Genomic DNA, 22,644 nt, shown 5'->3' with positions numbered 1-22,644 from the left:
AGGAGTCTAGAACCGACGGCCGGAGTTGAAGGGGCCGGCCTCGTCGAGCGGGACGACCTTGACCGGGACACCGAAGGTCGAGGCGTGGATGACGTAACCGTCGCCGACGTACATCCCCACGTGGTGGGCGTCCGGGTAGTAGATGACCAGGTCGCCGGGCTTGAGGTCCTCGCGGGACACCGGCTGTCCGCCGGCCATCTGCGCCTCACTCGACCGCGGGAGGGTCTTGCCGGCCTGCTTGTAGGCCCACACCATCAGACCAGAGCAGTCGAAGGAACTCGGACCGGTGGCACCCCACACATAGGGATCACCGATTCGCGTCAACGCCGCCTGGACGGCGACGAGTGCGGCGGCGGTGCCCCTCGGGACGATCCGCGGGTCGAAGTCGAAGCTCGGGCCGCGCAGGGCGGCGAGCTGCTTGCCGGTCATCGACTGGTAGATCGCGCGGATCTGGATCGCCTGCATCTGCAGGTCGGCCTGCTTGGTCTGGAGGTCTCCGCGGACGCGTTCGGCGCGCGAGACCGCCTCCGACGCGGCGATCGCGGTCTGGTCGGCGTCCTTCTTGGCGGCCGCGGTCTGGGCGCGGACCTTCTTGATGGCGGTCAGGTCCGATGCGGCCTGCCGCGAGATCATGTCGAGTCCCGACATCTGGTCGAGCAGGGCCTGCGGCGAGTCGCTGACCATCACCGCATAGAGTCCGCTGACGCGGGCTCCCTGGTAGCTGGCGCGCACGATGGCGTCGACCCTCGCTTGGTAAGCGGCGAGCTGCTCACGGCTGATGTCGAGCTTGCGCTGGGCGTCGGCGGCGGCCTTCTTGGCCTGCACGACGATCGAGCGCTGCTTGTCGTACTCGATCTTGGCGTTGTGCATCGCCTCGGTGGTCTTCTCGGCCTCGGTGCCGAGCTGCTTGTACCGATCGAGAAGCTGATCGGCAGATCGTGCGGGCACGGCCCGCGCCTGCCCGGTTCCGCCGGTCGTCAGTGGGACGACGGTCACAATGGCCGCCAGCAGACACATGACGAGCACCATCGGGCCCGATCGTGCACGGATACGAGTCGCGTTCACTCGCCCCTCCCCGGAAAGCACGGTGCCAGTCACTTCCTTACCGCTTCGTTATCGTCCGCGGACCACCGTAAGTTCCCCCGATGACCCCAAGGACCGGATCGGGCGGATCGCACCAAACCGCGACCCGCCCTTTCCCTGATGCTCTTGTTCAGTTGATGTCAGTAGCGGCGGATGCCGGTGAGCTGCCACTCCTTGACCGCGTCACGCTTGACGGGGGTGCCGTAGGTCGAGGAATGGACGAACTGTCCGTTTCCGGCGTAGATGCCGGCATGGCCGCCACCGTTGAAGATCATCACGTCGCCGGGCTTGGCCTCGCTGTACGAGACCGGGCGACCGCCACCGAGCTGGCCGTAGCTGTCACGCGGGATGGTCTTGCCGGCCTGCTTGTAGGACCAGTAGACGAGACCCGAGCAGTCGAAGGCGTTCGGGCCGGCCGAGCCGTAGGAGTAGGGCGAGCCGATCTTGCTCTCCGCGGCCTTGACGGCCTTCTCGCCTGCGGTCAGCTGGGGCTGCCCGAGCGGGGCGCCACCGTGCGGACGGAACTGGTCCGGGATCTGGTTCTGGCCGATGCCCGGGATGGTGAACTGGCCGACGTTCGGGATCTCGACCGTTGCGGCCGGCGACTTCGCGACGGGCTTGGGCGCGGGCGCAGCCTCGGGAGCCTTCTGCTCGCCGGGCAGAGCCGGGATCTCGAAGGTTCCGAGCGGGGTGTGGACCGGGGCCGCAAGAGCAGGGCCGGCCGCAGCAGCGAGCGAACCGAGCGTGATCGATCCAGCGATCACCGCCTTCTTGGCTACCTTGCTCCCACGATTGGGCTGTTCCAAACGATGTTTGGCCACGAAGCGAGTTCTCCTTCAGTTTCTCCCTGTACCGCCGACCGAGTTAGCTGTCGGGTTCGGGCCGGAAGAGTGGCCCTACGCGTTTTCGGCACAGCCGTATCCCGAGAGGACACGCTTGCGCGTTGACGCGATTCACCCCGATTCGGGACAGTCTCACCAGGTCGTGTCAGGACTGACATCGACTGGCCGCGCTGCCCGAAGTGTGTGGTTCCCCGGTTCGCCCGCAAGGGCGATTGAGCGGTGACTTGTGCGGACCACTTCTGTTGAAGCGGGACGCTCCGCAAAGGTCTCAGAAAGGTTACGAAATCGACGGCCCTGTGTCCACTACGCAACGGACACGCAGATCGCACCCGACTTTCAGCCCGCGCGGAGATCAGTCCCGGCGACGACCTGAAATGCCCTATGACGTGCAGTTTTCGAGTTTCTTGCAGATCGTGCAGCATTGCTGGTGACCATTGCAGCAGACTGGAACACATCGATCGCGAGGTCCAGTTCAGCATCGTCGTCGAGGGCCTGCGCCGTTACCGTAACTCCACCTTCAGCGGGCCCATCGTCCCAGTTCGGGCCGCCGAAAAGCACTGTCATCATGCACCCGTCACAGGCGACGGGGCGGGCCGGGCAGGTCGCGCAGTCAACGTGCATGGTGTGATCTCCATCTCATCTTGGCGCCGGAGGCGTTTGACCTCCGAATCGGGCGGTTCGTGGGGGTGTGGTTCGCCGCCGCCGGCGACGATCTCTCACTTCGAGGTGGAGACTAGGGGGCACCACCGACAAACTCGTTCGCACAGTGTTCGACACATGCGTCACAGAGGTAACAGGCGACATCGACGAACGCCCCTCTCGCCGATGTCCGCCGAGAACAGAACGATCGATCGGGGTGTCACATCCGGCCTGTCGGTGCGTCGAACTAATGTTCGGCCCGTGACGCGCATGGATGGTGGCGGTGCAGCCGCGGGACAGACGACCTCGGGCCAACTGACCTTCGCCGACCTCGAAGCCGCCGATCAGGCCACCGGTGGCGACGCGACATCGAACGAGTTCAGCGACCGGGCACTCTTCGACACCACCCTCGTCGTCGTCGACCTCGAGACCACCGGGTCCGATCCCGCGGGCGACCGCATCACCGAGATCGGCGCCGTGAAGATCCGGGGAGGCGAGGTGATCGGCGAGTTCGCCACCCTGGTCGATCCCGGTCGCCCCATCCCGCCCCAGATCGTCACCCTCACCGGGATCACGACCGCGATGGTCACCGACGCACCCCGTATCGAGTCGGTACTACCGGCGTTCCTCGAGTTCGCCCGCGGGGCGATCCTGGTCGCGCACAACGCTCGTTTCGACATGGGGTTCCTCCGGCAGAACGCACTCCGGCTCCACCTCGACTGGCCGTTCAGCCTGAGTCTGTGCACGGTGACCATGGCCCGGCGCATCCTGTCGCGCGAGGAGGCCCCGACGGTCAAGCTGAGCGCCCTCGCCGATCTGTTCGACGTCTCGGTCCGTCCCACCCACCGGGCGCTGGACGACGCCCGCGCCACCGTCGAGGTCTTCCACCGTCTGCTCGAGCGCGTCGGGAACCAGGGCATCGCGACGGTCGGGGAACTCACCTCTTACCTGCCGCGCACGGATCCCCGTCTGCGCGGCAAACGTCACCTCGCCGACCGGGTACCGGCCCGACCCGGCGTCTACCTGTTCCGCGGGCCCTCGAACGAGGTCCTCTATGTCGGCACCGCGGTGGATCTACGACGCCGGGTCCGTTCCTATTTCTCCGGCAGCGATCCCCGGCGACGCATCACCGAGATGGTCCTGCTCGCCGAGCGTGTCGACGCCGTCGAGTGTTCCCACGCCCTGGAGGCGGCCGTCCGCGAGTTGCGACTGCTGGCGGCGCACGCGCCTGCCTACAACCGACGTTCGACACAGCCCCACAAGGGATGGTGGGTGACCCTGACCGAGGAACGTTTCCCGCGTCTCAAGGTCAGCCGCACCCCCACCGACGAATCCATCGGTCCGGTGGGCAACCGCAACAACGCGTCGACGGTTGCCGACGTGATCGCCGCAGCCGCCGGACTCCGCACGTGCACCAAACGCCTCGGGGCCACCGGCTACCACTGGTGCCCGACGCCCGACGGCGTCCGGCAGCCCGGCGGATGTCATGCCGCCGCCGCAGCGCCCCAGACGGTCCCGGACTATCTGCCGCGCGTGACCGCGGCCCGCCGGCTGATGCGTGGGGAGGCCGACGACCTCCTCGACGACCTCACCGCGCGCCTCGCGGATCTCTCCGAGGCGCAGATGTTCGAGACCGCCGCCCGCCACCGAGACCGGCTCGCCCTCACCATCGACGCCCTGGCGCGTTGTCAGCGGCTGGCCGCACTGTGTGCGATCGCCGAGATCGTCGTCGCCCGTCCCGACGACGACCGCGGCTGGTATTTCGCCGTCGTCCGCCACGGACGCCTCGCGGCGGCGGGACGTGCCCGTCGGGGCGTCTCCCCCATGCCGGTGGTCGACGCGCTGGTCGCCGCCGCCGAGACGGTCATCGCCGGACCAGGTCCGCTACGCGGGGCACCCGCGGAAGAAGTCGCGCTGATCTACCGGTGGATGACCGAGCCGGGTGCCCGGATCGTGTCCACGACCGATCCGGTGGCACTGCCGGCCGGATGCGCCGAGCGCCGACGCGGCTGGTCGCAGTCGGCGCGAGAGGCACGCTCGGATGCCCACTCGGTGGCGCACCGGACACCACGGCCCGCACAGCGCTCGCCGGTCCACCGGCTCGTGGCCACTAGGCTTGCGCCATGATCACTGCCATCGTCCTCATCCAGGCCGACGTCCACCAGATCCCGGAGACCGCTCAGGCCGTGGCCGACATCGCCGGCGTCGAAGAGGTGTACTCCTGCGCGGGTGACGTCGACCTCATCGCGAAGATCCGCGTCCGCGACCACGAGCAGATCGCGACAGTGGTGACCGGAGAGATCAACCGGCTGCCCGGGGTGCTCAAGAGCGCCACCCACATCGCGTTCCGCAGCTACTCGAGCTCGGACGTCGAGGGTGGCTTCTCCATCGGCGAGAACTAGTTTCGCGCGGCCGACCCCAACTGGGTGCTGAGTGAGGCCCAGCGGTCGAGCAGGGACGCCGCCGCCCCGGAGTCGATGGCGTCGGCCGCACGGTCCTTCGCGGCACCGAGCGCCTCGGTGAGTTCGGCGGAGGTCATCGGCGCCTGCTGTTCGAATGCCACGATCGCGCCGGCCGAGTTCAGCAGCACCGCGTCACGTACGGGACCGGTTGTGCCCGCGAACAATTCCCGCGCGATCGCGGCGTTTGCGACCGCATCGCCGCCCTGCAGCGCGGACAGCTCGACGCGCGCGATGCCGAGATCGGCCGGGTCGACGCCGAGCTGGGTGACGCTGCCGCCGACGACCTGCCACACCGTCGAGGTGGTGGTCGTGGTGAGTTCGTCGAGGCCATCGTCGCCGCGCACCACCAGTGCCGATCCACCGCGGTCGGCAAAAGCGCCGGCGAGAACCGGTGCAAGGTCGGCGAAGGCGCACCCGATGAGGCCCGCGCTGGGACGTGCCGGGTTCGTCAGCGGCCCGAGCACGTTGAACACGGTCGGGATGCCGATCTCCTTGCGAGGCGGACCGGTGAAACGGAAGGCCGGGTGGAACACCGGCGCGAAGCAGAACCCGATGCCGAGTTCGTCCACACAGCGCGCGACCGCGTCGGCGGACAGGGTGATGTCCACCCCGAGCGCCTCCAGCACGTCGGCACCGCCGCTCTTCGACGACGCCGCCCGGTTCCCGTGCTTCACGACCGCCACCCCGGCGGCCGCGATGACGATCGACGTCATCGTGGAGATGTTCACGGTGTGCGACCGGTCGCCGCCCGTACCGACCACGTCGACCGCCGGACGACTCACCTCGACGAGCGTCGCATGGTCGAGCATCGCCTGCGCCAGGCCGATGAGCTCGCCGGGCGCCGCGCCCTTCATCTTCACGCCGACACCGAAGGCGGCGATCTGTGCGCCGCTGGCACTGTCGGTCATGATCTCGTTCATCGCCCAGGCGGCCTCTTCGGCGGTGAGGTCGATGCGATCGGTGATCTTGCCGAGGATCTGCGGCCAGCTGAAGGCAGACTTTGCGGTACTCACAGGCAGAGAGCCTAGTGCCCCGCCCCGCCGGCCGGACGCTGCAGTACAGACCACCGTCGTGCGATTCCGCCGTGACGGGAACCCAGACTGGCCATGCGGGACCGTTCCTGGGACAGATGCATGGCGTCGAGCAACTGGACACGTGCGAGGACGAGCACCTCGAGGCGGTCGTCGCCGGCCTCGGGCCGCGGCCCCCAGCGGTCGTCGACGACCACCTCATATCCGTCGAGTGCCGCCACCGCCGCGGCATCGCTCACGCGATCTGCCGGCAGCTCGAGATCGTGACGGAGGATCACCTCCTCCTCCCCGCGCCAGGACGACTCGTCGAGGGCGACCGAACTCGCGATCGCATCGTCGTCCGAACCGGCGACGACCACCACCTCGTCCAGTAGACCGAGGGGAGCGGTGCCGCCACCGCTCCGGAGCCGGGATCGCAGGCGCGCCAGGCGACCCCGGGCGACGACCCGCCCGTTGAGGTCGCGGGGACCGGAGGAATCCGAACTCGACATGAACTCACCGTAGCCACCGTGCCAACGCCCCAGACAAGCCGCCGGACACGCCGCCGAACACGCCGGAGACGCGATCCCCGGCCCCCCGACCTGCAGCGGGACAAAAACCTGCCCCCAATATCCGACCCGGGTGGCCACCGCTTACTACGAACCGTCATACTTCACTTGTGACAAGCGCTGTAGGTACCTCAGGAACAGCCATCACCTCGCGCGTGCACTCGCTGAACCGGCCCAACATGGTCAGCGTCGGCACGATTGTGTGGCTGTCCAGTGAGCTCATGTTCTTCGCTGGCCTCTTCGCGATGTACTTCGTCGCCCGAGCCAACTCCGCCATCGGCTGGCCACCAGAGCCGACCGAGCTGAATCTCGCCCTCGCCATACCGGTGACGACGGTGCTGATCCTCTCGTCGGTCACGTGCCAGATGGGTGTGTTCGCCGCCGAACGAGGTGACGTCTTCGGCCTCCGCCGCTGGTACGTACTCACCTTGGCCATGGGCACGTTCTTCGTGTGCGGCCAGGCGTACGAGTACTACCACCTGGTGCACGAGGGCACGACGCTGTCGTCGAGTGCGTACGGTTCCGTCTTCTACATGACGACCGGCTTCCACGGCATGCACGTCATCGGCGGACTGATCGCGTTCGTCTACCTCCTCATCCGCACCAAGCTCTCGAAGTTCACCCCGGCGCAGGCAACCGCCGCAATCGTTGTCTCCTACTACTGGCACTTCGTCGACATCGTCTGGATCGGACTGTTCGTCACGATCTACTTCATCCGATGACCCCGGCGACACCGCGCCACGCGCGATCCGCCAACCCAGAGCGCAGCTCGCTCTAGAACACCAGTCCGTCCCGCTTAGTAGAGAGTCACAGATGAGTTCATCTCCACCGCGACCGTCGGATAGCGGCACCGACGCCCGCCGCGCCAAGGCACGGCGCAAGCTCCGTCGACGCGCCAGCGGCACCATCGTGCTCCTGGCCGGTCTGGTCATGGCCGGTGTGCTGGCTTCGGTTCTGACCCCCGACCCCCAGGTCGCGGTGGCCGACGAGAGCAACGCCGCGATGATCAACGACGGCCGCAAGCTCTACGAGACCTCGTGCATCACCTGCCACGGCGCGAACCTGCAGGGTGTGCCCGAGCGTGGTCCCGCCCTGCTCGGCGTCGGCGATGCCGCCGTGTACTTCCAGGTGTCGACCGGCCGCATGCCGGCCGCACGTGGTGAGGCACAGGCACAGCGCAAGCCCGCGAAGTTCACCACCGAGCAGATCGACCAGCTCGGCGCCTTCATCCAGTCCGAGGGCGGCGGACCGCAGGTCCCCCGCGACGCCAACGGCGAGGTCGCACAGGGTTCGCTCCGTGGCGACAGCATCGGACGCGGCAGCGAGCTGTTCCGCCTCAACTGCGCCTCGTGCCACAACTTCACCGGTCGTGGCGGCGCCCTGTCGTCGGGTAAGTACGCCCCGAACCTCGACGGCGTCAGTGAGGCACAGATCTACACCGCGATGCTGACCGGTCCCCAGAACATGCCCAAGTTCTCGAACCGTCAGCTGGATCCGGAAGAAAAGAAAGACATCATCGCCTACGTCAAGTACGCGACCGAGGCCAAGCCCAGCGGCGGACTCGGACTGGGCGGCTTCGGGCCGGTCAGTGAGGGCATGGTGATGTGGTTTGTCGGCGTCATCGCCATCGTCGCAGGCGCCATGTGGATGGGATCTCGAGCATGAGCGGCAGTGACAAGGACGTCCCGTCGCGGGACGAACTGGAGCAGATGAGCACGGATGAGCTCGTCAAACTCGGCACCAATCTCGACGGTGTCGAGATCATCCACCGGGCCGAGCGGTACACCGAGGCGGGAACCAGGGTCGAGAAGCGCGCCGAGCGCCAGGTTGCGGTCTGGTTCACGATCGCAGGTATCTCCGCACTCGCCTGCCTGGGCATCTTCCTGTTCAACCATTGGGAATTCGCCCTCCCCGACGATCCGAACTACTGGTGGTACACCTTCAACACGCCGCTCCTCGGTGCGACGTTCGGACTCTCGGTGCTGTCCATCGGCATCGCGATGATCCTGATCACCAAGAAGTTCATCCCGTCGGAGATCTCCGTGCAGGATCGCCACGACGGCGGTTCGGCCGAGGTCGACAAGAAGACGATCGTCGGACTCCTCCAGGACACCGGCACCACCTCGACCCTGGGTCGTCGCAAGATGATCATCGGTTCGGCCGGGTTCGGTCTGGGCGCCTTCGCGCTGACCGGCCTCGTGGCCTTCCTCGGTGGCTTCATCAAGAACCCGTGGGCCGAGCGCGAGAACGCCCCGCTGTGGCACTCGGGCTGGTCGCCGATCTACAACTCCAAGGAAGACCCCAACGAGACCGTCTACCTGCGTCGCGACACGGGCAACCCGTACCAGGTCGCCCTGGTCCGTCCGGAGGATCTCGACGCCGGCGGCATGGAGACCGTCTTCCCGTGGCGTCGTTCCAACGGGTTCGGCGAGACCGAGCACTCCCGTCACGCGCTGATGGAGAGCCTCCACGAGGTCCGCAACCCCGTCATGCTCATCCGTCTTCGTCCCGAGGACACGGCCCGCGCCATCAAGCGCAAGGGCCAGGAGAGCTTCAACTACGGTGACTACTTCGCCTACACCAAGGTCTGCAGCCACCTCGGTTGCCCCGCCTCGCTGTACGAACAGCGGAGCAACCGCATCCTGTGTCCCTGCCATCAGTCGCAGTTCAACGCGCTGGAGTACGCAAAGCCGATCTTCGGACCGGCCGCCCGCGCCCTCGCGCAGCTGCCGATCACGGTGAACAATGAGGGCTACCTCGTTGCGGCAGGCGACTTCATCGAGCCCGTCGGACCGGCATTCTGGGAGCGTAAGTCATGACCATCGCCGACCGCCTCGGCGCACAAGCCGAAGAAATGGACTCGCGGTATCACCTCGCCGCGGGTATGCGTCGCCAGATCAACAAGGTGTTCCCCACCCACTGGTCGTTCATGCTGGGTGAGATCGCGCTCTACAGCTTCATCATCCTGCTGATCTCGGGCGTCTACCTCTCGCTGTTCTTCGATCCGTCGATGACGCACGTCGTCTACGACGGCGCGTACCAGCCGCTCAACGGCGTCATGATGACCAAGGCGTACGAAACCACGCTGGACCTCTCCTTCGAGGTTCGCGGCGGCCTGTTCGTCCGCCAGATCCATCACTGGGCAGCTCTGCTGTTCGCGGCGTCGATCATCATCCACATGGCGCGCATCTTCTTCACCGGTGCGTTCCGTCGTCCGCGTGAGGCCAACTGGATCATCGGCTCCCTGTTGCTGGTACTGGCGATGTTCGAGGGCTTCTTCGGCTACTCGCTGCCCGACGACCTGCTCTCGGGCACCGGCGTCCGCGCCGCCATGAGTGGCATCGTCCTCGGCATCCCGGTCGTGGGCACCTGGATCCACTGGGCGCTGTTCGGTGGGGACTTCCCCGGCGACATCATCATCCCGCGCCTGTACGTACTGCACATCCTGCTGTTCCCGGGCATCATCCTGGCCCTGATCGGTGCTCACCTGGCGCTCGTCTGGTACCAGAAGCACACCCAGTTCCCCGGCCCCGGCCGCACCGAGAAGAACGTCGTCGGTGTCCGGATCATGCCGGTGTTCGCCGCCAAGGCCGGCGCGATGTTCGCCTTCGTCACCGGTGTGCTGGCCGTCATGGCGGGCATCTTCCAGATCAACCCGGTCTGGAACATCGGCCCGTACAACCCGGCGCAGGTGTCGGCAGGTTCGCAGCCGGACATCTACATGATGTGGACCGACGGTCTGATACGTCTGTTCCCCGCGTGGGAGCTCTACCTGGGCAACTACACCGTCGTGATGTCCAACTGGGTCGTCCTGATCATCACCATCATGTTCGGCGTGATGTTCGCCTACCCGTGGATCGAGAAGAAGCTCACCGGAGACGACGCTCACCACAACCTGCTGCAGCGTCCGCGTGACACCCCGGTCCGTACCGCGATCGGTGCGATGGCGTTCTCGTTCTACATCCTGCTGACGCTGGCCTGCATGAACGACATCATCGCGTTCAAGTTCCACATCTCGCTCAACGCGACGACGTGGATCGGCCGGATCGGTCTGATCATCCTGCCGCCGCTGGTGTACTTCATCGCCTATCGCTGGGCGATCTCGTTGCAGCGCAGCGACCGTGAGGTCCTTGCACACGGCATCGAGACCGGCATCATCAAGCGTCTGCCGCAGGGCGAGTACATCGAGCTGCACCAGCCGCTCGGACCGGTCGACGACCACGGTCACCCGATCCCGCTCCCCTACCAGGGCGCTGCACTGCCGAAGCGGATGAACAAGCTCGGTTCCGCCGGCGCACCGGGTACGGGTTCGATCCTGACCGCCGACCCGGTCGAGGAGCAGCTGCGCAACGTCGAACTCGAGCACGAACTCGAGGCCGCCGAACGCAAGGCTCTCCGCGAGCTCCAGGCCAAGGGTGGCAATCCCTTCGGCGAGTAGCTTCCGACGCAAACAAAGCGGGCCGTCACGCACCATCCGGTGCATGACGGCCCGCTTTGTGGTGTTGCCCGCCGAATGAACCGCTCGGCGGGGATGAGCGTTCCTCCGCCGGTTGCGCGTTCCTGCGCCGGTTGCGCGTTCCTTCGCCGGTTGAGCGTTCCTTCGCCGGTTGAGCTTGTCGAAACCCCCCTCTCCCCTCCCCCACCGGGCCTTCTGGCCTCGCTCCGACGGCCGCTCCCCGGATATGGCACGGTGGACACCATGCGCCGGTTACGTCATCGTGGTTCCGGCCTGTCCCAGATCACCCGCGGGATGGGCACTCTGGACGCCGAGATCTATGACACGATCGCCCGCTCGCCGAGTCCGCTGCTCGACTCCACGATGCCGGTGCTGACCCACGCGGCTGATCACTCGAAGCTGTGGATGGCGATCGCCGCCGGATTGGCCGTCTCCGGCCGGCCGTCACTTCAGCGCGGAGCGGCCCGAGGTATCGCCTCGCTGGCCGTTACCAGCCTCGTGACCAACCAGGCCGCCAAGCGGATTCGACGCCGACCACGTCCGCATCCGGGACTCATCCCCGACCCTCGACGCGCCCGCAGACAGCCGACGTCGAACTCCCTGCCGTCCGGACACTCCGCGAGCGCTGCGGCCTTCGCGATCGGTGTCGCCGTCGAGAACCCACCCGCGGGCCTCGGGCTGTCCGGGCTGGCCGCCCTCGTCGGACTCTCCCGGGTCGCCACCGGCGCCCACTACCCCGGCGACGTGGTCGCCGGGCTGAGCATCGGGGCCGCCGTCGCGACACTGGGCACCCGTGTCGTGCCGCCGATCGCCCGGCCATCCCTGTCGCTCGCCGATCCGACACTCGTCGAGGCCGAACCTCGACCCGACGGTGCCGGTCTCGTCGTGGTGGTGAACCCGGCTTCCTCGGACGGGCGCGGACGTCGTGTGCTTGAGGACATCCAGACGGCGCTCCCCGCCGCCGAGATCGTCGAACTCGACGACAAGGACGATGTCGCCGCGGTGTTCGCCGATGTCGCGACGCGCGCGTCGATCATCGGCGTCGCGGGCGGGGACGGCACGGTGGCATGCGCCGCAGGCGCGGCGGTCGACGCGGAACTGCCGCTCGCGGTGTTCCCGGCGGGCACCTTCAATCACTTCGCGCGTGACATCGGTTGCGGGACAGTCCAGGACACCGTCCACGCCATTGCCTCCGGGTCGGTGTCCAAGGTCGACGCGGTGTGGCTCAACGATTCTCGACTGATCCTGAACACCGCCAGCATCGGCGCCTATCCGCATTTCGTCCGCATCCGGGAACGCCTGCGGCGGCGCATCAGCCGTCCACTCGCCACCGCCACCGCGATCATCCGGGTGCTCCGCGAGGACGCCAACGTACGGATCGAGGTCGACGGCCAGGTGCTCGACGTCTCCCTGTTCCTCCTCGGGAACTCGATCTATCAACCCACAGGATTCCTGCCCACACGACGCCTACGGCTCGACGACGGGCTCCTCGATGTCCGGATACTCGAGATGGGACATCGCTGGGCAACCCTGCGGCTGCTGGGATCTCTCGCCGCCGGCCGCCTGGAACGGTCCCGGCTGTACCACGAGATGCAGGTACCCGAGTTCCGGTTCACGGCCGTCGACGGTCCGGTGGCGGTGTCCCACGACGGCGAGGTCGAGGAGAGCTACTCGACCGCGCACTTCCGCGCCGACTACCGCCGGCTGAAGGTGTACGGCCCGGTTCGCTCCAGGCGGATCTGAAGGGCTCGCCCGGACACGAGACAAGAAAAGACGACGCCCCACCGCATGGGTGGGGCGTCGTCTGTTGTCGGTTCTACCGAAGGCTCAGTGCTTCTCGGGTCCGACGTGGTACTCGAAGACGAGTCCGGCCGCGGTACCCAGGATCACCGCCACGGCGAAGATCGCGAGCCAGAAGTTGCCGGATGCGAACCCGACCGCGAAGGTCGAGGCGCCCAGGGCGATCAGGATCGGCCACCACGAGTGCGGGCTGAAGAAGCCCAGCTCGCCGGCGCCGTCCTCGATCTCGGCATCCTCATAGTCCTCGGGGCGGATCTCGACGCGCCGCGACACGAACCGGAAGAACGTGCCCGCGATCAGCGTCAGACCCCCGGCGAAGAACAGGCCGACGACGCCGACCCACTCGATGCCCTTGCTGGTGAACGCGGTGAACAGCGTGTACGCGACGCCGGTCAGCACGAAGAAGGCTGTCAACATCTCGAAGAGGCGTGCTTCGATCTTCATCGTCAGCTCTCCTTCTTGGTGCAGTTGGCGAGGGTCGGGTCATCCGGGTTGCCGGTGGCACCCACCGAACCGTCGGTCTTGCGACGGGTGTCGAACGGAACCGTGGTGACGGCTTCCGGTGCCTGGCAGATCGACGCGAGCGCCTCGGCGTTGGTGGCCTCCGGATTCGACTGGCGGAATCGGATGTAGCTGTCGAAGTCCTGCGGTGAGACCGCGCGGACCTCGAAGTTCATCATCGAGTGGTAGGTGCCGCACATCTCGGCACAGCGGCCGACGAAAGCTCCGGTCCGGTCGAGCGAGCCGATCTGGAAGATCGGGTCGGTCGAGTTCTCCTTCGGGAACGGCATCACGTCGCGCTTGTACAGGAACTCCGGCACCCAGAACGAGTGGACGACGTCGCCCGAGGCGAGATTGAACTCGATGCGCTTGTCGGTCGGCAGGACCAGGACCGGGATCTCGCTCGACGAGCCGACCGTCTCGATCTTGTCGAACCGCAGGTAATCGCGGATGTCGTCGTCGCGCCCACCGGCCGGACCGGGCAGCTCGCCGCCGTGCTCACCCTCGACAGCCGGCTCGGGCTCGACCTCGCCGCCCTTCTGCTGCTGCAGTTCGAACGGGTTGCCGTCGGCCTCGAAGCCGTCGTAGGTCGAACCGTCGCTGAAGACGACCTTGTTGTAGCCGAACTTCCAGTTCCACTGGAACGCGGTGACATCCACCACGACCTTGGAGTCGTCGTTCTTGCGCTCGACGTCGTTCTGCACGATCACGGTGAAGTAGAACAGCACCGCGATGATGACGAACGGGATCGCCGTGTAGGTGAGCTCCAACGGAACGTTGTACGCGGTCTGACGCGGGAACACGCCCTTCTTGGCGTCGTTCGCGCGGTGGAACGTGATCGTCCAGAAGATCAGTGCCCAGACCAGAATGCCCATGACGAGTGCGGCGATGACGGACCAGGTCCAGAGATCGACCATCTTCTTACCCTCGGGCGTGACGCCCTCGGGCCAACCGAAACGCATCGCCTCATTGGCGTCGCATCCCGACATCAGCAGTGCGCCGAGTCCGAGAGCGACGACGATTCCCAGTCGCTTCATCGTCTGCGACGCGGATGAGACACGCCGCGCTCGGGGCCGTCCACCGTGTGCCAATTTCACGCCTTCCTGCTCGCTCACCGGCGCCCTTGCGCCGCAGTGAGTGCATGCCACATGACCTGCACAGGGCAAGTACCCGTCGTGGACACACAACGAAGTCTTGCACCTAGTACTACGCAGCGTAGACCAACCCGGCGAAGCTTTCGTGATCGGGGTTTGATCCGGCCGTGTCCGAGCACTCCAGGTCGGAATCCCGCTGGTGGCTCAGGCATACTCGGACCCGACCCGACGCCCGTCGGGACCTGTACTCGCGACGAGATTGGGGAGAAGCCAACGTGTGTGGTCTGCTCGGCCTTCTGACATCCGACCGGACGGCCGCCGAGGTCGTCGACGCGGTGGCGGTGGCCTCGCACTGCATGCGGCATCGCGGCCCCGACGAGCCCGGCACCTGGCACGACGAGAACATCGTCTTCGGCTTCAACCGACTCTCCATCATCGACATCGAGCACTCTCACCAGCCGCTCCGCTGGGGCCCGCCGGAGAACCCCGACCGCTACGCACTGGTCTTCAACGGCGAGATCTACAACTACCTGGAGATCCGCGCCGAACTGGCCGAGGACGAGGGTGCGACCTTTCGTACCGAGGGGGACGGGGAGGCCATCGTCGCCGCGTTCCACCACTGGGGTCCCGACGCGGTACGCCGCCTCCGCGGCATGTTCGCCTTCGCCATCTGGGACACCGAGAACCGGTCGCTGTTCCTGGCCCGTGACCCGTTCGGCATCAAGCCGCTGTTCGTGGCATCGGGACCCGGTGGCCTGATCTTCGGCAGCGAGAAGAAGTCCCTCCTCGACCTGATCGAGCGCGTCGGCCTGTCCAAGGACCTGGACCCGCGGGCGGTCGAGCACTACACGGTTTTGCAGTACGTCCCGGAGCCCGAGACCATCCACGCCTCGATCCGCCGGCTCGAGTCGGGCTGTCACGCCACCGCCTCCCCCGGCAGTCCGCTCTCCATCCGCCGCTACTTCACGCCGCAGTTCGGGGTGCGTCCCGTCACCGACGCCACGCGCCAGAAACGCTATGACGAGATCGCCGACATTCTCGCGGACTCGGTCGCCAAGCACATGCGTGCCGACGTCACCGTCGGCTCGTTCCTGTCCGGCGGCATCGACTCGACGGCCATCGCCGCGCTGGCGATCCGCCACAACCCCGACCTGATCACCTTCACCACCGGGTTCGAGCGCGAGGGTTACTCGGAGGTCGATGTGGCCGCCGAGTCGGCCGAGGCGATCGGCGCGAAGCACGTCGTCAAGGTCGTCGGACCGTCGGAGTTCATCGAGGCGTTGCCGTCGATCGTCTGGTATCTCGACGACCCGGTCGCCGACCCGGCCCTCGTCCCGCTGTACTTCGTCGCCGCCGAGGCACGCAAGCACGTCAAGGTCGTGCTGTCCGGGGAAGGCGCCGACGAACTCTTCGGTGGTTACACCATCTACAAGGAACCCCTGTCGCTCGCGGCCTTCGACCGTCTCCCCCGCCCGCTGCGTCGGGCGGCCGGCAAACTGTCCGACCGCATCCCGGAGGGCACTCGCGGCAAGAGCCTGCTGCACCGCGGCTCGCTCACGCTCGAGGAGCGCTACTACGGCAACGCCCGCAGCTTCGACGACGCCAGGCTGCGTGCGGTACTCCGCGACTATCGCCCGGAGTGGACCCACACCGACGTCACCGCGCCGATCTACGCGATGAGCGAGGGCTGGGATCCGGTGGCCCGCATGCAGCATCTCGATCTGTTCACGTGGCTGCGCGGCGACATCCTGGTGAAGGCCGACAAGATCACGATGGCCAACTCGCTCGAGCTGCGCGTGCCGTTCCTCGACCCGGAGGTCTTCGCGATCGCCGAGCAGCTGCCGCACGACGAGAAGATCTCGCACGGCACCACCAAGTACGCGCTGCGCAAGGCGCTCGAGCAGATCGTTCCGGCGCATGTCCTGCACCGCAAGAAGCTCGGCTTCCCGGTCCCGATCCGCCACTGGCTGGCCGGCACCGAGATGTACGACTGGGCGCACGACACGATCACCGAGAGCCAGACCGACCACATCTTCGACAAGAACGCCGTGATCGCGATGCTGAACGAGCACCGGGAAGGCGTGGTGGACAACAGCCGTCGCCTCTGGACGGTGCTGATCTTCATGATCTGGCACGGCATCTTCGTCGAGGGCTCGATCGTGCCGGAGATCGTCGACCACACCTACCCGGTCCGCCTCTAGCGCCCGCCCTCCCCGGTCCCGAAAAACGCCCCGGAAAAGCGCCCCTGGAAACGACCCTCTCCAGGCTCGCCGACGACATATGGACGTCGGCGAGCCTCAGGAGGGCGCTTGCCAGGGGCGCTTTTCAGTGATCGGGCGCGAGGTCAGTGCGCCAGTTTGAGGCCGATGACCCCGCCGACGATCATGAGCAGGAAGAACACCTTGATCGCCGAGACCGGCTGGTCACCGGTGGCCATGGCGAAGATGACGGTCAGCACCGCACCGATACCGACCCAGACGGCATAGGCGGTGCCCACCGGGAGGTCACGCATCGCGAAGGCCAGACCGCCCATGCTGGCGGCGAGGGCCACGAAGAAGACCACGGACGGCGCCGCCTTGGAGAAGCCGTCGGACTTGCCGAGCGCGGTGGCCCATACCGCCTCGAGAACACCGGACAGCACGAGTATCAACCACGACATGACAGCCTCCTGCGGGCCGTCTTGTCGCACACCGGGTACAGCACCCCTCGTCCGGGAGTCCAGGAGAGCGGACTCTGCCTCCACGTTGTCACATCACCGATCGCGACGGCAATGTCAGACCGGTCACCGACCACTGACGAGCGAAAACGGGTGGCGCAGACCATTGCCCGCACCACCCGTCAGCGAAAGACGTTGTCAGAAAGCCGCTTTGATCTCGGCGGCGGCATCGGCGCCGTAGGCACCCTCGATGCGTGCGAGTGCCGACTCGACGTCCCAGGTCCAGTCCTGCGTCGACACGGTCTCGAGGACGAGGACGGCAACCATCGAACCGACCTGTGCGGCGCGTTCGAAGCCGAGACCCTTGGACAGCGCCGACAGGAAGCCGGCCCGGAAGCCGTCGCCGACGCCGGTCGGGTCCACCTTCTCGGTCTCCGGAACGACCGGGACATGGAGACGGGTCCCGTCGCGCTCGACGATCTCGACGCCGTCCTTGCCGAGGGTCGTGACGCGCACTCCGACCATCTCCGCGACCTGCGTCTCGGACAGGCCGGTCTTCTGGCGCAGCAGGCCCCACTCGTACTCGTTGGTGAACAGGTAGGCGGCGCCGTCGATCAGCGTGCGGACCTGCTCGCCGTCGAGACGGGCGAGCTGCTGGCTCGGGTCGGCGGCGAACGGGATTCCCGCGGCGCGGCAGGCCTCGGTGTGGCTGAGCATGCCGGCCGGGTCGTCGGCACCGATCAGCACGAGTTCCGGCGTACCGGTCTCGGCGATCACGTCGGCGAGCGAGATGTCGCGGCTCTCGCTCATGGCGCCCGCGTAGAAGGTGGCGAGCTGCGCCATCGTCTCGTCGGTCGTGCACATGAAGCGGGCGGTGTGATGGGTCTCGGAGACCCGCACTCCCCGGCAGTCGACGCCGTTGGACTCGAGCCACTTGCGGTAGTCGTGGAAGTCCGAGCCGACCGCCCCGACGAGCACCGGGTTGCCGCCGAGCTGTCCCATGGCGTAGCAGATGTTGCCCCCGACGCCGCCGCGGCGGACGACGAGGTCCTCCACGAGGAAGCTGAGAGAGATGTGTTCGAGGTGGTCGCCGAGCAGCTGCTCGGAGAACTTGCCGGGGAACTTCATCAGATGGTCGGTTGCGATGGAGCCGCATACAACGATTGCCACTGGCGCTCTCAGCCCTTCAGTTGTTTGGTCGGACAGCTGTCCACGCTACCCACTGCCCCGACATACGACACCGGCCGCATCCCGATAAGGGGATGCGGCCGGTGCCGGAAGACGTGTTCGACTCAGTTGAACGAGTCACCGCAGGCGCAGCTGCCGGTCGCGTTCGGGTTGTCGATGGTGAAACCCTGCTTCTCGATGGTGTCGACGAAGTCGATCGTGGCGCCCTGGACGTAGGGAGCGCTCATCCGGTCCACGGCCAGCGTGACGCCGCCGAAGTCCGAGGTGATGTCGCCGTCGAGGGTGCGGTCGTCGAAGAAGAGCTGGTAGCGCAGACCAGCGCATCCACCCGGCTGCACGGCGATGCGCAGCGCGAGGTCGTCGCGACCTTCCTGGTCGAGCAGTGCCTTGGCCTTGCTGGCGGCTGCGTCGCTCAGGATGACGCCGGTGGCAGTGCCCGTTTCGTTCTGCACGGTCATTGATGCTCCTGTAGTGGTGTGGTCCCGGTGTGACGTGGCCCGATAGCGTCGCGAGACCTGCTGCCCGCGCATGATCGGGAAACACCCCGCTCGCCGGGAGGTCGACCGGTTGTGCCCGTGCGTACAACCGTACTCCTTCGAGCTGTATTCCCGCCTACTCGGACGTGCGTTTCCCCCAGTGCGCTGGGTAGGAGCCGGCGACCGTCTCCGCGAGTTTCACGAGTTGGTTCTCGGCGTCGTTCATGGCGACCTCGACCGACCCGGCCACGTCGACGATGGCATGCGCTCCCGCGATGCCGGCCTCCTCGATCTCTGCCGCCGACAGCGCGACCTGTCCGGCGAGGACCAGGGTCCGCGCGCCGGCACCGGATGCACCCGCGGTCGACGCCGCATGGTGCAGGGCCGAGACCACTTTTCCGCGGAGTGTCTGGGAGTCGAACTTCCCCTCGCCGGTGATGACGAGGTCGGCGGCCGCGACGTCGGCGGTCAGGTCGGTTGCCTCGGCGACGACCGTCGCCCCGGACACACGACGGCCACCGAGGGCGATCAGCGCGGCGCCGAGCCCACCGGCGGCGCCGGCACCGGCGTCGGCGGTGATGTCCCGGCACGCGAGCCCGTTCAGGGTCGCCGACCATTCGGTGAGGCGCTTCTCGAGCAGTTCGACGGTGTCGGGGTCGGCACCCTTCTGCGGCCCGAACACCGTCGCGGCACCGAGCGGGCCGAGCAGCGGGTTCTCCACGTCCGACGCCACGACGATCTCGATGCCGGCCAGCCTCTCTCGCGCCCGCTCCGGCCCGCCCAGGGCGTCGACGAGTCCCGCACCGCCATCTGTCGTCGAGCTGCCGCCGAGTCCGACGACGAGCCGTCGGGCCCCGCGTGCCAGTGCCGCCGCCACGAGCTCACCGACACCGTGCGTGGTGGCCGCGACCGCGGTCCGCGGGGTCGGCCGTCCGCCCAGTTGATGGAGACCACACGCCTGCGCACATTCGACGTAGGCCGTCGACGAGGCGTCGTCGAAGAGCCAGCGCGCGGTGACACCCGCGCCGAGCGGACCGTGCACGTCCACGGTGACGACAGTGCCGAACCGCGCGGCCAGGACGTCGACGAAGCCGGGTCCGCCGTCGGACTGCGGGGCGAGGACGAGTGTGTCGCCGGGTCGGGCGGCCGCCCATCCGCGGGCGATCGCGGTCGCGGCCACCACGGCCGACATGGTGTCGCCGAAGGAATCCGGCGCGATCAGAACGTGCAAACGCCGACTTCCGTCCCGGGTCATGGGCACGAAGTATAGGGACGCGGTGGCCACCCGGCAGCGTGACCGATTTGGGCGACCGCAAGGGTCCACCGAAAAGCGACGACCACGCGTTTCGACCGCAATCACGATCACCTACGCTCGTAGGCGTGAAGCTGCCATGGAAGAAGGACGAAACGTCGGAGGATTCCGGCGAGAGCTCGGTGACCACGTACGCCGCCGACGACGCGGCCACCGAGGACTCCGCGCCGGCCAAGGGCAGCAAGACCACCCCCGGCAAGGGCCGCCCGACGCCCAAGCGTCGTGAGGCCGAGAACCGTCGCCGTGGTCCCGTCGCGCCGCCGCCGACCACCCGGTCCGAAGCGCGCGCACGCAAGAAGGAACTGAAGAACACCCTTTCGAAGGAAGAGAAGAAGCAGCTCTCCGCGGAGCGGCGCGCCAAGCGCCTCGAGCAGCGCGAGCGGATGATGGAGGGCGACGAGGCCTACCTCATGCCTCGCGACAAGGGCCCGGTCCGCCGCTACACCCGCGACCTCGTCGACGCGCGCCGCAATTTCGCCGGGCTGTTCATGCCGTTCGCGATCGTGCTGATCGTGCTGATGTTCATGGTGCCGCGGGCGGCCGCACTCACCAACCTGATCCTCGTCGCCTTCGTCGTCCTGATGGCCGTCGACGGCGTGATCCTCGGTCGTCTCGTGAACCGCCGTGTCGCCGAACGCTATCCCGATTCACAGGACGGCGGCTTCAAGCTCGGTTGGTACGCGTTCACCCGAGCCATGCAGCTCCGGAAGATGCGTGCGCCCAAGCCGTCGGTGTCGCGCGGCGACGAAGTCTGATCAATGGCCGATCGCGCTTCGCGCACACTCGTCCTGGGTGGTGTGCGTTCGGGAAAATCCGCATACGGCGAGTCGCTGCTCCGCGCGCATCACCAGATCCGGTACCTGGCCACCGGCCCGGTCACCACGTCGGACGCCGAGTGGACGGCGCGGGTCAACACCCACCGGCAGCGTCGCGATGATCGCTACACGACCATCGAGACCACCGATCTCGCCGACGCCTTGCGCGCGGCACCGGACATCCCGGCACTCGTCGACGACCTCGGGAGCTGGCTCACCGCCCGGATCGACGCCGTCGACGGCTGGGACTCGGGTTCGGAGATCGATCTCGACGCCGACGTCGCGGACCTCTGCGAAGCACTGCGGACCATGAACGCCGACGTGGTGCTGATCAGTTCCGAGGTCGGGCTCTCCCTGGTCCCGCCGAACCCGGCCGGCCGGCTGTTCCAGGATCTGTTGGGCACCCTCAACGCCGCGGTGGCGCATGCGTGCGACCGGGTGTCGCTCGTGGTCGCGGGCCGGGTGCTCGACCTACCGCGCGACGCGGTCGCCGACGACACCTCCGGCGCAACGGTGGCGGCAGCCGCACCGGCCCCCCACCCCGCCATGACTGCTCCGGTGGTCACACCAGCCCCCGTCACGCACGGACACGTTGTCGAGCCCACCCCCGTCACGACCGCCGGCGAGCTCCCCGATCCCACCGACGCCGAGGTCTTCGAACCGGTCACCCCGCCGAGCGAGGCGATCGCCTTCGAGGCCCGCGAGCGCCAGGCGACGCTCACCAAGCCGCCGGGTTCACTGGGACGCCTCGAGGAGATCGGCGTCTGGATCTCGGCGTGCCAGGGCCAGTGCCCCCCCGCCCCGATCACGTCGCCGAGCGTCGTCGTCTTCGCCGGCGACCACGGCGTCGCCCGCGGCGGCGTCTCGGCGTTCCCGCCCGAGGTGACCGCGCAGATGGTCGCGAACATCTCCGCCGGCGGCGCCGCGGTCAACGTGATGGCCGCACGTGTCGGCGCCTCGGTGACGGTCGTCGACATGTCCGTCGACGCCGACACCGCTCCCCACCTGTCGACGTTCAAGGTCCGTCGCAGCAGCGAGGACCTGCGTACCACCGACGCGATCACCCTCGCCGAGGCCCGCGCCGCGCTGGCCGCCGGTCGGGCCATCGCCGATCGGCTCATCGACTCGGGTAGCGACCTGCTGATCGCCGGTGAGATGGGGATCGGAAACACCACCCCGGCGACCGTCCTCGTCGGTGCGCTCACCCGCCGCGAGCCGGTCGAGATCGTCGGGCGCGGAACGGGTGTCGACGACCATGGCTGGATGCGGAAAACCGCCGCGATCCGGGACGGCATGCGCCGCGCCCGCAAGGTGGTCCACGACCCGCTCGCCCTGCTCGCCGCGGTCGGCGGCGCGGACCTGACGGCCACCGCGGGATTCCTCGCCCAGGCCGCACTCCGTCGCACGCCGGTGATCCTCGACGGCGTCGTGATCACCGCGGCCGCGATGGTCGCCAACGAACTCGCGCCCGGCGCCCTGCGCTGGTGGATCGCCGGACATCGCTCGATCGAGCCCGCACACCAGATCGCGCTCGACCATCTCGACCTCGAGCCGGTCCTCGACCTCTCGATGCGACTCGGTGAGGGCAGCGGTGCGGTTCTGGCGTTGCCGGTCGTTCAGTCGGCCGCCGACATCCTCATCTCGATGGCGACCTTCGCCGAAGCCGGGGTGACCGACCGCGACGACTCGCCCGTACCCGAACCCGTCCCCGAGTCGTCCTGACCGCATGACACGGCCGGTT

At 67.5% G+C, this 22,644-nt stretch carries 21 protein-coding genes and 2 riboswitches; of the genes, 10 read left to right on the top strand and 11 right to left on the bottom strand.

Annotation, left to right across the window (positions count from 1 at the left end; all coding sequences use genetic code 11):
• Positions 1 to 6: 6 nt before the first annotated feature.
• The 3 genes from BPODLACK_RS03585 to BPODLACK_RS03575 form a co-directional block, all read right to left on the bottom strand.
• Positions 7 to 1,086 carry a C40 family peptidase gene (locus tag BPODLACK_RS03585; RefSeq protein ID WP_159404858.1) on the bottom strand — a complete coding sequence of 360 codons (1,080 nt, stop codon included), beginning with the start codon at positions 1,084 to 1,086 and terminating at the stop codon, positions 7 to 9.
• A gap of 137 nt (positions 1,087 to 1,223) precedes the next feature.
• Entirely contained in the window at positions 1,224 to 1,904 is a 681-nt protein-coding gene (locus BPODLACK_RS03580; RefSeq protein WP_024500405.1) for a C40 family peptidase, read from the bottom strand.
• 17 nt (positions 1,905 to 1,921) lie between these two features.
• Positions 1,922 to 2,154: riboswitch (cyclic di-AMP (ydaO/yuaA leader) on the bottom strand.
• 107 nt (positions 2,155 to 2,261) lie between these two features.
• Positions 2,262 to 2,492: a hypothetical protein gene (locus tag BPODLACK_RS03575; protein WP_232512998.1), complete on the bottom strand. Its 231-nt coding sequence runs from the start codon at positions 2,490 to 2,492 to the stop codon at positions 2,262 to 2,264.
• A gap of 342 nt (positions 2,493 to 2,834) precedes the next feature.
• Here BPODLACK_RS03575 and BPODLACK_RS03570 point away from each other — a divergent pair, with 342 nt between their 5' ends.
• Together BPODLACK_RS03570 and BPODLACK_RS03565 are read left to right on the top strand one after the other, a co-directional pair.
• On the top strand, positions 2,835 to 4,691 hold the full coding sequence (locus BPODLACK_RS03570) for a DEDD exonuclease domain-containing protein (RefSeq protein WP_201450594.1): 1,857 nt from the start codon (positions 2,835 to 2,837) through the stop codon (positions 4,689 to 4,691).
• Positions 4,688 to 4,966, top strand: coding sequence for an Lrp/AsnC family transcriptional regulator (locus tag BPODLACK_RS03565; protein WP_024500407.1), 279 nt, complete (start codon positions 4,688 to 4,690; stop codon positions 4,964 to 4,966). Before BPODLACK_RS03570 ends, BPODLACK_RS03565 begins: the two co-directional genes overlap by 4 nt.
• On the opposite strand, the gene trpD is transcribed toward BPODLACK_RS03565, so the two are convergent.
• Positions 4,963 to 6,039 (bottom strand): anthranilate phosphoribosyltransferase, encoded by a 1,077-nt coding sequence (gene trpD / locus BPODLACK_RS03560; RefSeq protein WP_159404731.1) that lies wholly within the window; start codon positions 6,037 to 6,039, stop codon positions 4,963 to 4,965. The two genes, BPODLACK_RS03565 and trpD, sit on opposite strands and share 4 nt — an antisense overlap.
• Positions 6,040 to 6,050: 11 nt before the next feature.
• Positions 6,051 to 6,548: a hypothetical protein gene (locus BPODLACK_RS03555; protein WP_159404730.1), complete on the bottom strand. Its 498-nt coding sequence runs from the start codon at positions 6,546 to 6,548 to the stop codon at positions 6,051 to 6,053.
• Positions 6,549 to 6,715: 167 nt separating this feature from the next.
• On the opposite strand from BPODLACK_RS03555, the gene ctaE reads away from it, so the two are divergent.
• The 5 genes from ctaE to BPODLACK_RS03530 all read left to right on the top strand — a co-directional run bounded on the left by ctaE (position 6,716) and on the right by BPODLACK_RS03530 (position 12,804).
• On the top strand, positions 6,716 to 7,327 hold the full coding sequence (gene ctaE, locus BPODLACK_RS03550) for an aa3-type cytochrome oxidase subunit III (RefSeq protein ID WP_024500410.1): 612 nt from the start codon (positions 6,716 to 6,718) through the stop codon (positions 7,325 to 7,327).
• Positions 7,328 to 7,418: 91 nt separating this feature from the next.
• A complete protein-coding gene (gene qcrC, locus BPODLACK_RS03545) occupies positions 7,419 to 8,270 on the top strand; it encodes a cytochrome bc1 complex diheme cytochrome c subunit (RefSeq protein WP_024500411.1) in 852 nt (283 codons plus the stop codon).
• Positions 8,267 to 9,424, top strand: coding sequence for a cytochrome bc1 complex Rieske iron-sulfur subunit (qcrA, locus tag BPODLACK_RS03540; RefSeq protein WP_024500412.1), 1,158 nt, complete (start codon positions 8,267 to 8,269; stop codon positions 9,422 to 9,424). The genes qcrC and qcrA overlap by 4 nt, the downstream gene beginning before the upstream one ends.
• Positions 9,421 to 11,043 (top strand): cytochrome bc1 complex cytochrome b subunit, encoded by a 1,623-nt coding sequence (gene qcrB, locus BPODLACK_RS03535; RefSeq protein WP_006434957.1) that lies wholly within the window; start codon positions 9,421 to 9,423, stop codon positions 11,041 to 11,043. Before qcrA ends, qcrB begins: the two co-directional genes overlap by 4 nt.
• 261 nt (positions 11,044 to 11,304) lie before the next feature.
• Positions 11,305 to 12,804 (top strand): bifunctional phosphatase PAP2/diacylglycerol kinase family protein, encoded by a 1,500-nt coding sequence (locus tag BPODLACK_RS03530; protein ID WP_159404729.1) that lies wholly within the window; start codon positions 11,305 to 11,307, stop codon positions 12,802 to 12,804.
• An 84-nt stretch (positions 12,805 to 12,888) separates the two neighbouring features.
• Here BPODLACK_RS03530 and BPODLACK_RS03525 read toward each other — a convergent pair whose 3' ends face one another.
• Positions 12,889 to 13,305: a cytochrome c oxidase subunit 4 gene (locus BPODLACK_RS03525; RefSeq protein ID WP_024500415.1), complete on the bottom strand. Its 417-nt coding sequence runs from the start codon at positions 13,303 to 13,305 to the stop codon at positions 12,889 to 12,891.
• 2 nt (positions 13,306 to 13,307) lie between these two features.
• Entirely contained in the window at positions 13,308 to 14,399 is a 1,092-nt protein-coding gene (ctaC, locus tag BPODLACK_RS03520) for an aa3-type cytochrome oxidase subunit II (protein ID WP_024500416.1), read from the bottom strand.
• A gap of 332 nt (positions 14,400 to 14,731) precedes the next feature.
• On the opposite strand from ctaC, the gene asnB reads away from it, so the two are divergent.
• A complete protein-coding gene (gene asnB, locus BPODLACK_RS03515) occupies positions 14,732 to 16,657 on the top strand; it encodes an asparagine synthase (glutamine-hydrolyzing) (protein WP_159404728.1) in 1,926 nt (641 codons plus the stop codon).
• A 143-nt stretch (positions 16,658 to 16,800) separates the two neighbouring features.
• Here asnB and BPODLACK_RS03510 read toward each other — a convergent pair whose 3' ends face one another.
• From BPODLACK_RS03510 to BPODLACK_RS03495, 4 genes are all read right to left on the bottom strand, one after another.
• Positions 16,801 to 17,115 carry a DMT family transporter gene (locus tag BPODLACK_RS03510; protein WP_159404727.1) on the bottom strand — a complete coding sequence of 105 codons (315 nt, stop codon included), beginning with the start codon at positions 17,113 to 17,115 and terminating at the stop codon, positions 16,801 to 16,803.
• Between the two features lie 10 nt (positions 17,116 to 17,125).
• Positions 17,126 to 17,193: riboswitch (guanidine-III (ykkC-III) riboswitch) on the bottom strand.
• Positions 17,194 to 17,310: 117 nt separating this feature from the next.
• Positions 17,311 to 18,282 (bottom strand): carbohydrate kinase family protein, encoded by a 972-nt coding sequence (locus tag BPODLACK_RS03505; RefSeq protein ID WP_006434951.1) that lies wholly within the window; start codon positions 18,280 to 18,282, stop codon positions 17,311 to 17,313.
• A 122-nt stretch (positions 18,283 to 18,404) separates the two neighbouring features.
• Entirely contained in the window at positions 18,405 to 18,758 is a 354-nt protein-coding gene (locus BPODLACK_RS03500) for a HesB/IscA family protein (protein WP_006434950.1), read from the bottom strand.
• 154 nt (positions 18,759 to 18,912) lie between these two features.
• Positions 18,913 to 20,007, bottom strand: coding sequence for a glycerate kinase family protein (locus tag BPODLACK_RS03495; RefSeq protein WP_159404857.1), 1,095 nt, complete (start codon positions 20,005 to 20,007; stop codon positions 18,913 to 18,915).
• A gap of 149 nt (positions 20,008 to 20,156) precedes the next feature.
• Between BPODLACK_RS03495 and BPODLACK_RS03490 the strand changes: the two genes are divergently transcribed.
• Together BPODLACK_RS03490 and cobT are read left to right on the top strand one after the other, a co-directional pair.
• Positions 20,157 to 20,843 carry a DUF3043 domain-containing protein gene (locus BPODLACK_RS03490; RefSeq protein WP_006434948.1) on the top strand — a complete coding sequence of 229 codons (687 nt, stop codon included), beginning with the start codon at positions 20,157 to 20,159 and terminating at the stop codon, positions 20,841 to 20,843.
• A gap of 3 nt (positions 20,844 to 20,846) precedes the next feature.
• Complete coding sequence (gene cobT, locus BPODLACK_RS03485) at positions 20,847 to 22,625, top strand: nicotinate-nucleotide--dimethylbenzimidazole phosphoribosyltransferase (protein WP_159404726.1); 1,779 nt, start codon at positions 20,847 to 20,849, stop codon at positions 22,623 to 22,625.
• The last annotated feature ends 19 nt before the right edge of the window (positions 22,626 to 22,644 follow it).

The sequence above is a fragment of the Gordonia sp. YY1 genome (genome assembly GCF_009872315.1).
In the GTDB taxonomy this organism is placed as follows: Bacteria; Actinomycetota; Actinomycetes; order Mycobacteriales; family Mycobacteriaceae; genus Gordonia; species Gordonia amicalis.
Note: the sequence above shows the minus strand (reverse complement) of the source record. Positions and strands in the feature narration are given on the sequence as shown.

What these genes read in the sequence shown, in the direction of transcription:
- cobT (WP_159404726.1), top strand. Translation starts at nt 20,847, where the DNA reads ATGGCCGATCGCGCTTCGCGCACACTCGTCCTGGGTGGTGTGCGTTCG.
- qcrB (WP_006434957.1), top strand. Translation starts at nt 9,421, where the DNA reads ATGACCATCGCCGACCGCCTCGGCGCACAAGCCGAAGAAATGGACTCG.
- BPODLACK_RS03500 (WP_006434950.1), bottom strand. Translation starts at nt 18,758, where the DNA reads ATGACCGTGCAGAACGAAACGGGCACTGCCACCGGCGTCATCCTGAGC.
- BPODLACK_RS03565 (WP_024500407.1), top strand. Translation starts at nt 4,688, where the DNA reads ATGATCACTGCCATCGTCCTCATCCAGGCCGACGTCCACCAGATCCCG.
- qcrA (WP_024500412.1), top strand. Translation starts at nt 8,267, where the DNA reads ATGAGCGGCAGTGACAAGGACGTCCCGTCGCGGGACGAACTGGAGCAG.
- BPODLACK_RS03530 (WP_159404729.1), top strand. Translation starts at nt 11,305, where the DNA reads ATGCGCCGGTTACGTCATCGTGGTTCCGGCCTGTCCCAGATCACCCGC.
- ctaC (WP_024500416.1), bottom strand. Translation starts at nt 14,399, where the DNA reads ATGAAGCGACTGGGAATCGTCGTCGCTCTCGGACTCGGCGCACTGCTG.
- BPODLACK_RS03575 (WP_232512998.1), bottom strand. Translation starts at nt 2,492, where the DNA reads ATGATGACAGTGCTTTTCGGCGGCCCGAACTGGGACGATGGGCCCGCT.
- BPODLACK_RS03525 (WP_024500415.1), bottom strand. Translation starts at nt 13,305, where the DNA reads ATGAAGATCGAAGCACGCCTCTTCGAGATGTTGACAGCCTTCTTCGTG.
- BPODLACK_RS03510 (WP_159404727.1), bottom strand. Translation starts at nt 17,115, where the DNA reads ATGTCGTGGTTGATACTCGTGCTGTCCGGTGTTCTCGAGGCGGTATGG.
- BPODLACK_RS03555 (WP_159404730.1), bottom strand. Translation starts at nt 6,548, where the DNA reads ATGTCGAGTTCGGATTCCTCCGGTCCCCGCGACCTCAACGGGCGGGTC.
- qcrC (WP_024500411.1), top strand. Translation starts at nt 7,419, where the DNA reads ATGAGTTCATCTCCACCGCGACCGTCGGATAGCGGCACCGACGCCCGC.
- BPODLACK_RS03570 (WP_201450594.1), top strand. Translation starts at nt 2,835, where the DNA reads ATGGATGGTGGCGGTGCAGCCGCGGGACAGACGACCTCGGGCCAACTG.